The sequence below is a fragment of the Serinicoccus sp. JS2-9 genome (assembly GCF_059025165.1).
Genome location: NZ_CM180091.1, coordinates 1,511,103 through 1,522,391, shown reverse-complemented (window position 1 = coordinate 1,522,391; position 11,289 = coordinate 1,511,103). Strand labels below are relative to the sequence as shown.

The 11,289-nt window shown below is 72.4% G+C and carries 11 protein-coding genes, 1 tRNA gene and 1 pseudogene; 8 read left to right on the top strand and 5 right to left on the bottom strand.

Features of this window, described 5'->3' with window-relative positions:
- Positions 1–40: 40 nt before the first annotated feature.
- The 8 genes from AC5PYY_RS07605 (at position 41) to AC5PYY_RS07570 (ending at position 6,473) form a co-directional block, all read left to right on the top strand.
- Positions 41–652, top strand: a complete 612-nt coding sequence (locus AC5PYY_RS07605; protein ID WP_493899344.1) for a TetR family transcriptional regulator — start codon at positions 41–43, stop codon at positions 650–652.
- A 158-nt stretch (positions 653–810) separates the two neighbouring features.
- Positions 811–889: transfer RNA gene (locus tag AC5PYY_RS07600), tRNA-Gln, on the top strand.
- A 95-nt stretch (positions 890–984) separates the two neighbouring features.
- Positions 985–1,449, top strand: coding sequence for a GyrI-like domain-containing protein (locus tag AC5PYY_RS07595; RefSeq protein WP_493899165.1), 465 nt, complete (start codon positions 985–987; stop codon positions 1,447–1,449).
- A gap of 46 nt (positions 1,450–1,495) precedes the next feature.
- Complete coding sequence (locus tag AC5PYY_RS07590; protein ID WP_493899164.1) at positions 1,496–2,368, top strand: aldo/keto reductase; 873 nt, start codon at positions 1,496–1,498, stop codon at positions 2,366–2,368.
- Between the two features lie 94 nt (positions 2,369–2,462).
- The gene (locus tag AC5PYY_RS07585; RefSeq protein WP_493899163.1) at positions 2,463–2,966 is read left to right on the top strand and encodes a MarR family winged helix-turn-helix transcriptional regulator; all 504 of its coding nucleotides are present in this window, start codon (positions 2,463–2,465) and stop codon (positions 2,964–2,966) included.
- A 143-nt stretch (positions 2,967–3,109) separates the two neighbouring features.
- Positions 3,110–3,793, top strand: coding sequence for a TetR/AcrR family transcriptional regulator (locus AC5PYY_RS07580; protein ID WP_493899162.1), 684 nt, complete (start codon positions 3,110–3,112; stop codon positions 3,791–3,793).
- A complete protein-coding gene (locus AC5PYY_RS07575; protein WP_493899161.1) occupies positions 3,790–4,779 on the top strand; it encodes an ABC transporter ATP-binding protein in 990 nt (329 codons plus the stop codon). The genes AC5PYY_RS07580 and AC5PYY_RS07575 overlap by 4 nt, the downstream gene beginning before the upstream one ends.
- A complete protein-coding gene (locus AC5PYY_RS07570; protein ID WP_493899160.1) occupies positions 4,776–6,473 on the top strand; it encodes an ABC transporter permease in 1,698 nt (565 codons plus the stop codon). The genes AC5PYY_RS07575 and AC5PYY_RS07570 overlap by 4 nt, the downstream gene beginning before the upstream one ends.
- A 33-nt stretch (positions 6,474–6,506) precedes the next feature.
- On the opposite strand, the gene AC5PYY_RS07565 is transcribed toward AC5PYY_RS07570, so the two are convergent.
- The 5 genes and pseudogenes from AC5PYY_RS07565 to rsmA form a co-directional block, all read right to left on the bottom strand.
- Positions 6,507–6,863, bottom strand: coding sequence for a DUF427 domain-containing protein (locus AC5PYY_RS07565; protein WP_493899159.1), 357 nt, complete (start codon positions 6,861–6,863; stop codon positions 6,507–6,509).
- Positions 6,864–6,948: 85 nt separating this feature from the next.
- Positions 6,949–7,269: pseudogene (locus tag AC5PYY_RS07560) on the bottom strand (DUF427 domain-containing protein); the annotation flags it as partial.
- 98 nt (positions 7,270–7,367) lie between these two features.
- Entirely contained in the window at positions 7,368–9,218 is a 1,851-nt protein-coding gene (locus AC5PYY_RS07555) for an ABC-F family ATP-binding cassette domain-containing protein (protein WP_493899158.1), read from the bottom strand.
- Complete coding sequence (locus tag AC5PYY_RS07550) at positions 9,218–10,228, bottom strand: 4-(cytidine 5'-diphospho)-2-C-methyl-D-erythritol kinase (RefSeq protein ID WP_493899157.1); 1,011 nt, start codon at positions 10,226–10,228, stop codon at positions 9,218–9,220. Before AC5PYY_RS07550 ends, AC5PYY_RS07555 begins: the two co-directional genes overlap by 1 nt.
- 35 nt (positions 10,229–10,263) lie before the next feature.
- Positions 10,264–11,157 (bottom strand): 16S rRNA (adenine(1518)-N(6)/adenine(1519)-N(6))-dimethyltransferase RsmA, encoded by an 894-nt coding sequence (gene rsmA, locus AC5PYY_RS07545; protein ID WP_493899343.1) that lies wholly within the window; start codon positions 11,155–11,157, stop codon positions 10,264–10,266.
- Positions 11,158–11,289: the final 132 nt, after the last annotated feature.

The window sequence follows — 11,289 nt, the reverse complement described above, 5'->3', positions numbered from 1 at the left end:
ACCGGTGAGTTCCTCGGCAGCCAAGACCGCCCGCCACCGCATGACCGGCCCCCAGCGCCGGGAGCAGCTGGTGGACGTCGGGCGCGCGCTCTTCGCCGAGCGCGGCTTCGAGGGCACCAGCGTGGAGCAGATCTCCGAGGCGGCGGGGGTCTCCAAACCGGTGATCTATGAGCACTTCGGCGGCAAGGAGGGGCTGTATGCCGTCGTCGTCGACCGGGAGATCCAGGCCCTGCTCGGGCAGATCACCGACGCGCTGACCGAGCACGAGGGGAATGCGCGGGCGCTGCTGGAGGCGGCTGCGCTGGCGCTGCTGGACTACATCGAGACCTCGACCGACGGCTTCCGGATCCTCGTGCGCGACAGCCCGCCTGGGCAGTCGACGGGGTCCTTCGCCTCGCTCATCAGCGACGTCGCGACGCAGGTCGAGCACATCCTCGCCGCGGAGTTCAAGCGACGGCGGCTCGACCCCAAGACGGCGCCGCTGTATGCCCAGATGCTCGTCGGCATGGTCGCGATCCCGGGCGGCTGGTGGCTCGACTCGCGCAAGATGAAGAAGGACGACGTCGCCGCGCACCTGGTCAACCTCGCCTGGAACGGCCTGGCCGGCATGGAGGCCAAGCCCACCCTGCGCTCCCGCGCCCGCAAACCCTGACCGGCCGCACGGTCTGCTGTGACCGGCCGCACGGTCTGCTGTGACCGGCCGCACGATTTGCCGTGACTGGCCGCACGATTTGCCGTGACTGGCCGCACGGTTTGCGGCGGCGGCGTCGAGCCGCCCGTTCGTTAGGCTGTTCCGGTGCTCCGGCACGTTCCCCGGTTGCTCTGCTGGTAGGGGCCGCCTGACTTTGAATCAGGATTAGCGACGCAGGTTCGATTCCTGCCCGGGGAGCTCCTTGGGCGTTCGACCGATGAGTTGCCGGTCTCCGCGCAGTCGACACCGTGGCCATCACCGCGGCACACCTCACTCTCCGGAAGGACATCATCATGATCGACCCCTCCCTCGTCACCATCGAGCCGCGACGCGTCGCGGTCGTCACCGGTCGCGCCCTCCCCGCGGACGAGGTGCGCACGTTCTTCGACACCGCGTTCCAGAGTCTCGGCCAGGCCCTCGGACAGCAGGGACAGACCCCAGCCGGGCCCGCCTTCGCGTGGTTCCCCTCACCCCCGGGCGAGACGATCGACGTCCGGGTCGGCCATCAGGTCGGCCCGGACTTCGTCGCGGCCGACCCGGTCGGGACGTGCGAGCTGCCCGGTGGCCGGGCGGCCCAGCTGGTGCACGAGGGCTCCTACGACAACCTCGGGTCCTCCTGGCAGCGACTGGTCGACTGGACGACCGAGCAGGGACTCATCCCCAGCGGCGAGCTCCTGGAGGAGTACCTCACCGAACCCACCCCCGACGCCGATCCCGCCGACATGCGCACCCGCCTCAGTCTCTTCGTCACCGACTGACCGGCGCGACGATATACCTGCGCAGCGCGCCACCTAGGCTCGAGGTATGCAGACACGCCGCCTCGGTCCGTTCGCCGTCTCCGCCATCGGCCTGGGGGCGATGCCCTTCTCGCTCGGCAAGGAGCCGCAGCCCAGCGAGGAGCAGGCGATCGCCACCGTCCACGCCGCCCTCGACGCGGGCGTGACCTACATCGACACCGCCGACATCTATGCGCCCAGCTGGGACCACATGGGGCACAACGAGCGCGTCGTCGCGAAGGCGCTGCGGTCCTACGGCGACACCAGCCACGTCGTCGTCGGCACCAAGGGCGGCATCACGCGTGCCGACGGTGAGCAGTGGGGCCGCGACGGCTCCCCGGAGTATCTGCGCCGCGCGGTCGAGGCCTCGCTCCGCGCGCTCGACGTCGACGTCATCGACCTCTACCAGTGGCACCGGCCGGACCGGTGGCGCGTCTACGGCGAGGTCGTGCAGACCTTCAAGGACCTGCAGGACGAGGGCAAAATCAAGGCCGTCGGCATCTCCAACGCCAACGTCGAGGAGATCGAGGTCGCCCTGGAGGTGCTCGGCGAGGGCGGGCTCGCGTCGGTGCAGAACGAGTTCTCCCCGCGCTTCCGGTCCAGCCGCGAGGAGCTCGAGGTATGCGGTGAGTACGGGATCGCCTTCCTCCCCTGGAGTCCGCTCGGCGGCACCGGGTCGGCGAGCGAGGTCGGGGTGACCTACCCCGCCTTCCACGAGATCGGCACCGAGCGCGGCGTGAGCCCGCAACAGGTGGTGCTGGCGTGGGAGCTCGGGCTGGGCGAGCACGTCATACCGATCCCCGGCGCGAGCCGCCCCGAGTCGATCACCGACTCGGCCCGGGCGGTGCACCTGGAGCTCACCGAGGAGGAGGTCGCGCGGATCGAGCGCCAGTTCCGCTGACCACCGGGCGTCGCGAATGGTTGGTCTCCACCCCACCGAGCGTCGCGAATGGTTGATCGAGGTGGCCGACCGGCGGTCCCCTACTGTGTGAGGCATGAGCGAGGCACCGGACGACGAGGTCGACCGCATCGTCGCGGCCTGGGGTCGCGAGCGCCCGGACCTCGACGTCAGCCCGCTCGAGGTGCTGTCGCGCGTCTCCCGACTGTCCCGTCACCTGGACCTCTCTCGGCGCCAGGCCTTCAGCACCCACGAGCTGGAGCCGTGGGAGTTCGACGTGCTCTCGGCGCTGCGCCGGGCGGGTGAGCCCTACGAGCTCACCCCGACCCAGCTGATGCGCCAGACCCTGGTGACCAGCGGCACGATGACCAACCGCATCGCGCGCCTCGTGGACCGCGGGCTGGTGGCGCGAGCTGCCTCGGAGGCCGACCAGCGCTCCAAACTCGTGCGTCTCACCCCCGCCGGCCGCGACGTCGTCGACGCCGCGATGGCCGACCTGCTGGCCGACGAACGCCGGCTGCTGCAGGGGCTGACCCCGCAGCGGCAGGCACGGTTGGCGCAGCTGCTCAAGGGGCTCCTCGCTCCTTTCGACGACGCCTGAGGCGCCGCGCGAGGGCATACCGTGCGTCCGGTGCGTGACGACCGTGCGTCCGGTGCGTGACCAACGTGCGCTCGGTGCGTGACTCACGCACGTCCGGTGCAGAAAGTGTTGACTGAACGTTCAGTCAGTGTCATGCTGAACACATGGTCAGCGCACAGCCCGATCCCACGTCTCCCCCCGCCGAGGCGCCTGAGCGCGGGCTAGAGCGCATCCTGACGACAGCCATCGACCTCTTCGGGCGGCAGGGAGTCAAGGCCACCAGCCTGCGCTCCATCGCCGAGCAGGCCGGGGTGTCGCCGCCGCTGGTCATCCACCACTACGGCTCCAAGGAAGGGCTCCGCGAGGCGTGCGACGAGCGGGTGCTCGCCTTCGTCCGCGAGTCCAAGCACGCGACCATGCGCGCAGGCCTGGGCGCCTCCCCGATCCACCTCGACGCCAAGGTCGAGGAGGCACGACCGGCGCTGCGCTACATCGCCCGCACCATCTCCGACGGCAGCCCCCGGATGAACGACTTCATCGACGACCTCGTCGAGGACGCCATCGGCTACACCGCCGAGGGCGTCGAGGCCGGTCTCGTTCAGCCCAGCGACGACCCCCGCACCCGGGTGGTCGTCCTCACCCTCTGGTCGCTCGGCGCCCTCGTCATGCACGAGCACATGCAGCGCCTCATCGGCGAGGACCTGCTCGGCGACGGAGACACGACGGCATACACCCGCACCACCCTCGAGCTCTTCAGCCACGGCCTGCTCACCGAGCGCGCCACCCAGACCTTCCTGCCGCCCACCCCGGACGGCGAGCACCCCGGCACCCCCGAGGAGACACCATGAGCACCACCCCCGTGATCCGCACCGACGGCCTGGTCAAGACCTTCGGTTCGACCCGCGCGCTCGACGGCCTCGACCTGTCCGTCACCGAGGGCGAGGTCCACGGCTTCCTCGGCCCCAACGGCGCCGGCAAGTCGACGACGATCCGCGTCCTGCTGGGCCTGCTGCGCGCCGACGGCGGCGAGGTCAGCCTCTTCGGCGCCGATCCCTGGGACGACGCGGTCGCGCTGCATCACCGCCTCGCCTACGTCCCCGGCGACGTCGAGCTCTGGCCCAATCTCACCGGTGGCGAGGCCATCGACCTCTTCGCGCGGCTGCGCGGCACCCTCGACAGGGCCCGCCGCAACGAGCTGTGCGAGCGCTTCGACCTCGACCCGACCAAGAAGGCCCGCACCTACTCCAAGGGCAACCGCCAGAAGGTCGCGCTCATCTCGGCCCTCGCCTCCCCCGTCGACCTGCTGCTGCTCGACGAACCCACCGCCGGCCTCGACCCGCTCATGGAGCTCGTCTTCCAGGACTGCATCCGCGAGGCGCGCGCCGCCGGCACCACGGTCCTGCTCTCCAGCCACATCTTGGCCCAGGTCGAGGTCCTCGCCGACCGCATCTCGATCGTCCGCGCGGGCCAGGTGGTCGAGACCGGGAGCCTGGACGACTTGCGCCACATGACGCGCACCTCGATCGTCGCGCGCACGGACCACCCCGCCGACGGTATGCAGTCACTCACCGGCGTGCACGACGTCACCGTCACCGACGACGAGGTCCGTCTCGAGGTCGACGGCGAGCACGTCGGCCCGGTGATCCGCCAGCTGAGCGAGCTGGGCCTGCGCTCGATCACCGCCCACCCGCCGACCTTGGAGCAGCTGCTGGTCAGCCATTACGGCGAGCAACCACAGGCGACGTCCGGTGGGGCTGAGAGCAACCACTCGCGACGCTCGGTCGAGGAGGGGGCCGCGCAGGAGGGGTCCGTCGAGGAGGGGGCGGCGCGATGAGCACCGCGACCCGCGACCACGACGCCTCGGCGGGCCGTCCGACCCGAGGCCAGACCAGGCCCGCCCATGGTGCGCCACGGCATACCCGCAGCCGCAGTGACCTGGCGGGCACCGGCACCCTGGTGCGCTTCATGCTGCGGCGCGACCGGATCAAGCTGCCGGCCTGGGTCGCCGGCCTCGGCCTCTTCGTCGTCTACATCGGCGCCGCGCTGCCGCAGATCGCGCCCACCGAGGCCGAGCTCGCCGCCGCGAGCCCCATGCTGAGCCAACCGATCGGCCGGATGTTCGCCGGCCCGGCCTACGGCATGGACCCGCCGAGCTACGAGACCTTCTTCGCCGGCGGCTACACGCTCTACCTCTACCTGCTCGCCGCGCTCATGAACATCCTGCTCGTCTCCCGCCACACCCGGGTCGAGGAGCAGAGCGGCCGCGCCGAGCTGGTGCGCGCCAACGTCACCGGCCGCCACTCGCGCCTCACCGCGGCGCTCGTCGTCGCCGCGATCACCAACCTCGCGGCCGGGCTCGCGGTCGCCGGCATGGCGGTCGCCCAGGACTTCGCCCCGACCGGATCCCTGCTCGTCGGCGGGGGTGTCGCCCTCACCGGTATGGCGTTCGCCGGGGTCAGCGCGATCACCGCGCAGCTCTCGGAGTACTCCCGGTCGGCGTCCGGCCTGGCCGGCCTCGTCCTGGGCATCGCCTTCGCGCTCCGCGCGCTCGGGGACATGGCCGCGCAGGGTGGGAGCGCGCTGTCGTGGTTCTCCCCGCTCGGCTGGGCCAGCCAGACCGGGCCCTACGTCCTCGACAGCTGGTGGCCTCTCCTCCTGTCTGCCGCCCTCGCCGCGGTGACGATCGCGGTCGCCTTCGCCCTGCAGGACCGACGCGACCTCGGCGCCGGGCTGCTCGCGGCCCGGCGCGGCCGCGCCGAAGGAGACCCCACGCTCGGCACGGTCTGGGGTCTCGCGGCGCGCCTGCAGCGCGGGCCGGTGCTCGCCTGGGGCTTCGCGATCGTGCTGCTCGGCGTCGTCGACGGGCTCTTCACCCAGGTCATGCTCGACTCCGCCGCGGACATGCCGGAGGCGCTCCAACAGGTCTTCGGCGCCGGCGAGCTCGCGGCCGGCTACCTCGCCTTCCTCTCGGTCTTCAGCGGCTATCTCACGGCGGCGTTCATCGTGTATGCCGTGCAGAGCCTGAAGTCGGAGGAGGACTCCGGCCGGGCCGAGGCGGTGCTCGCCACCCCGACCGGGCGCGTCGCCTGGGGCCTGTCGCACGTCGTCGCGATCGCGGCCGGCGCGGCGGTCGTCATGCTCCTCACCGGGCTCCTCGTCGGCGTCGCCGCAGGAGGGGTCACCGGCAACGGTGCGCTCGTCGGCGACGGCCTCCTCGCCCACGTCAACACCCTGCCCGCGGCCCTCGTCACCCTCGGGGTCTGCACGCTGCTCTTCGGCTGGGCACCGCGCCTGCTGGCGCCGGTCGGCTGGGCCCTCATCGGGATCATGGTCTTCGTCGGCAACTTCGCCGCGCTGCTACAGGTCCCGGACTGGGTGCTCGGGCTCTCCCCGCTGCACTACCCCGCGCAGGTGCCGGTCGAGCCGGTGGAGTGGCTGCCGCTGCTCGCCCTCGCCGGGATCGCCCTCGTCGGCGTCGTGCTGGGCCTGATCGGCCTGCGCCGCAGGCAGATCAGCGCCCGCAGCTAGGGCCGTGCGGCGGGATCGGGTCGCGGCACGGTCTCACCCGAACGGCGACGCCTGCCGCTGCTCGGGCTCGTCGTCCACGACGACCTCGACCCGTTCGTTGTAGAAGCACACGAGGCCCGCGATCCGCGGGTTCTCCGGCACCGGGTCGGGGTAGGACCACGCGATGTCCTGGAAGGCATCGCTGCCGCGCACCGACCAGTAGCGGGCCCAGCCCTTGTAGGGGCAGGGCGTGCGTGTCCCGCTCTCCTCGAGCCGGTCCATGCGCACGTCGTCCACGGGCAGGTAGTAGCGCGTCGGCAGATGCGTCTCGAAGAGCACCAGGGGCCGCCGGCAGTCGGCGAGCAGCTCTCCGTCGACCCGCACCTGCACGTGCCGGGTGCTGTCGACCACGTCGACCCGCTTGTGCGGGTCCCGGGCGTGCGCGAACAGCTTCGTCCTCCTCCAGCCACGTCACCGCGTCATCGCCCCACGTGAAGGTCACCATGTCCTCCAGGGCGGCGAAGTCCCCCGTGGGCGAGTGGTACGTCCAGGCGGCCCCCTCGACCCGCTTCCCCCCGGCCTCCACGGCATACAGCACCGACCCGTCGTCACGCCGGCGGGGATCGGTGAGCAGTCCCTCGACCACGTCCGACAGCGGCAGGTAATAGGTCGGCAGCATGGGCGGCGGGCCGTACTGACGGTAGAGCAGCGCGCGCCTGGAGTCCGCGACGATCTGGTCGCCGACCTTGACCCGCACCCACCGTGGCGTCGGCTCGACCGCCGGGAAGTCGGGCGTGACTCCCAGGGCCTTGCCCATCTGCGTGGCGACCGTGAACTCGTCCAGGTGCATGGTCATCGCCTCCGCCACCCAGGATAGGGCTCCACGGCGCTGAGCCGGCAGGTCGGTGCTCGCCGCTAGCCCTCCGCCGCCTCCGAGGCCTCCAGCCACTCGGTCTCCAGCGCCTCCTCCTGCGCAGCCAGGTCGGCGTCCTGCGCGGTGAGTCGGGCCAGCTCCTCGGGATCCGTTGCGGCAGCGGCCATCTGCTCGTGCAGCCGCTGCTGCTGGGTATGCAGCCGGTCGAGGGCCTTCTCCACCCGCGCCAGGGTCTTGCGCGCCTCGCGGACCTGGGCCGGCGTGGGGCTGAACACACCGGATCCCGGTGCGCCCGAGGAGGATCCACCCGCCCGTGCCGAGGCCGACGCGACGGGTGCTGGTGTCCCGGCCGACGCCATCCCCTGCCGCAGCCGGAGATACTCCTCCACCCCGCCCGGCAGATCCCGCAGGCTGCCGTCGCCCAGCAGCGCCACCTGCCGATCGGTCATCCGCTCCAGCAGGTAGCGGTCGTGCGAGACGACGAGCAGCGTCCCGGCCCACCCGTCGAGCACGTCCTCCATCGCGGTGAGCGTGTCGATGTCGAGGTCGTTGGTCGGCTCGTCGAGCAGCAGCACGTTGGGCTCGTCCATGAGCAGCCGCACGAACTGCAGCCGCCGCCGCTCCCCGCCCGAGAGGTCCCCCACCCGCGACTGCTGCCGCCCGCCGGAGAAGCCGAGCCGCTTGGCCAGCGAGCTCGCGCTCACCTCCTTGCCCCCGATCACCGTGAACGACCGCACCTCGGTGATCGCGTCGATGACCGACCAGCCCGCCACCCGGTCGAGCTCGCGCAGCTCCTGGGTCAGGCAGGCCATCCGCACCGTCTTGCCGGTCTTGAGCTTGCCGGACGCGAGCGGGTGCTCGCCCTGCAGGACCCGCAGCAGCGTCGACTTGCCGGCGCCGTTGACCCCGACGACGCCATACCGGTCGCCGGGCCCGATCCGCCAGGTCACGTCGGTCAGCAGGTCGCGCTCCCCCGCCCGCACGGTGGCGTTGAGCAGGTCGAGCACGTCCTTGCCGAGCCGGGTCGTCGCGAAGCGCACGAGCTCGACGGCGTCCCGCGGCGGCGGCTCCCCCTCGATGAGCGCGGTCGCCGCCTCGATGCGGAACTTCGGCTTGCTCGTGCGCGCCGGCGCCCCACGCCGCAACCAGGCCAGCTCCTTGCGCGCGAGGTTCTCCCGCCGCTCCTGCGTCACCCGGGCCACGCGCTGCCGCTCGACCTTCGCGAGCACGTACGCGGCATACCCACCCTCGTAGGTGTGGACCTCGCCGTCGGTGACCTCCCAGGTCAGCGTCGAGACCGCGTCGAGGAACCAGCGGTCGTGGGTCACGACGACCAGCGCACTCCCGGCCCGGGGTCGCCGCCCGGAGAGGTATGCCGCCAGCCAGGCGACCCCTTCGACGTCCAGGTGGTTGGTGGGCTCGTCGAGCACGAGCAGGTCGGGGTCGGCGACGAGCAGGGCGGCCAGCGCGAGGCGGCGGCGCTCACCGCCGGAGAGGGGGCCGACGGTCGCGTCCCATCCACCCACGGCGCGGGCGCTGTCGCCGAGGAGCCCGTCGATGACCTCGCGGACGCGGGCGTCGCGGGCCCACTCGTGCTCGTCGAGGTCGCCGAGGACCACCTGACCGACCGTCGCCGAGGGGTCCAGCACGTCGGTCTGGGCGAGCATGCCGACGGTCACGTCGCCGGTGCGGATGACGCGGCCGGAGTCGAGCGGACGACGCCCGGTCAGCACCGACAGCAGCGAGGTCTTGCCGCCACCGTTGCGGCCGACGACCCCGATCCGCATCCCCTCGAGCACTCCGACGGAGACCTCGTCGAGCAGCACCTGGGTGCCCGCCAGCAGATGCGCGCGGTCGAGTGTGACGAGGCTGGCGGGCGGGCGGCCCGCCATCAGCCGGTCACCGGGCCCAGCGGCCCGGGCCGGTGCGGGTCGGGGCTGTGCCGCGGCGGCTCGGGCATGCTCCGGTGCAGCAGCTGGGCGCCCGGCGCGGGCCCCACCGCCCGCACGATGTCGCCGGTCGGGCCGTTGGCGGCCAGGCCCACGGACAGGTCGATCGCCTCGGCCTGCGAGCCGACGAGGAAGGCCACCGTCGGGCCCGACCCCGACACGATGCCGCCGCGGGCACCGAGGTCGAGCCCGGCCGCGAGCGCCTCGGCGAGCTTCGGCTGCAGCGAGATCGCGGCGTCCTGGAGGTCGTTGTGCAGCGCGCCGGCGACCTCGTCGGTGTCCATCCGTCGCAGCGCCGTCATGAGCTCACCCGAGGGCTCCGGAGCCGGCACCTCGACACCAGACTCCTCCCGCAGCCGGTCGCACTCGGCATACACCTCTGGGGTCGACAGGGTCAGCCCCTCGCCGGCCCAGAGCACCCAGTGCAGCTCGCCTCGGGCGAGGACGGGCGTGACCTGCTCCCCGCGGCCGCTGCCGATCGCGGTGCCGCCGTGGAGCAGGAAGGGGATGTCCGAGCCGAGGCTGGCCGCCATGAGCTCGAGCAGGTCGTTCTCGATGTGGTCCAGCGCCCAGAGCTCGCGACAGGCGACAAGCGCAGCCGCGGCGTCGGCGCTGCCTCCGGCCATGCCGCCCGCGACCGGGATGTGCTTGTCGATGTCGATCCGCACCGGCTCGACCTTGGCGCGACGCGCCCGTCGCTTGGCCAGGGTCCGCGCCGCCACGAGGGCGAGGTTGCCGGAGTCGGTCGGCACCAGGTCGGCCCACGGCCCGGTCACATGCACCGACCACTCGTCGGCGATCTGGACCGTGACGGTGTCGTGGAGGCTGACGGCGTGATAGATCGTCGACACCTCGTGATAGCCGTCCTCGCGCACCGGCCCGACCGAGAGCCCGAGATTGATCTTGCCGGGCACCCGGACGGTCACGGTCTCCGAGGGCGACTGCACGGTCATGGCCTCACCCTATGGGTTGCCTCGGAGCGACGACGCTATGGGCGCTGACCTGCGGCGGCGGCGGCGATCCGGGCGAAGTCCTCCACGGTCAGCACCTCGCCACGCGCCCTGGGGTCGACGTCGGCGGCGCGCAGGTATGCCTCTGCCTGCGCCGGCGACCCCGCCCACCCGGCGAGCGCGGCCCGCAGCGTCTTGCGGCGCTGGGCGAAGGCCGCGTCGACCACGGCGAAGACCTGCTCCCGGGAGGCCTCGGTCACCGGCGGGTCGCGACGCACCATCCGAACCAGCCCGGAGTCGACGTTGGGCGCCGGCCAGAAGACGGACCGGCCGATGCGCCCCGCACCCGACACATCGGCATACCAGGCCGCCTTGACGCTGGGCACGCCGTAGACCTTGCTCCCCGGCCGCGCCGCGAGCCGTTCGGCGACCTCGAGCTGGACCATGACGAGCACGGTCCGCAGCGTCGGCACGGTGGCGAGCAGATGCAGCACCACGGGCACGGCGACGTTGTAGGGCAGGTTCGCGACGAGCGCGGTCGGCTGCGGGTCGGGCAGGTCGGTCACCCGCAGCGCATCGTTATGCCGCACGTCCAGCCGGGAGGCGAGGTCCGGCGCGTGCTCGGCGACCGTGAGCGGCAACTGGGTGGCGAGCACGGGGTCGATCTCGACGGCCGTGACGTGGGCGACCTGCGGGAGCAGCGCCAGCGTCAGCGAGCCCAGCCCCGGGCCGACCTCCAGCACGACGTCGTCCGGCTCGAGGTGGGCAGCGCGCACGATGCGCCGCACCGTGCCGCCGTCGATGACGAAGTTCTGGCCCCACTGCTTGGTCGGCCGGATGCCGAGGCGGTCGGCGAGAGCGCGGATCTGGGCCGGCCCGAGCAGGGTCGGGGCGGCCGTCCCGAGCGCGTCCCTGGGGTCCGGCCCAAGCAGGGTCGCGCCGGCAGCCTCGGGCGCGTCCTCGGCGCCCGGCTCGGCGCCCGGACGCACAGCAGCCTCAGGGTCCGGCTCACTGGTGGGTCGCTCGCTCACGCCCGGCATCCTCTCACCCGACGTCCCACCCCC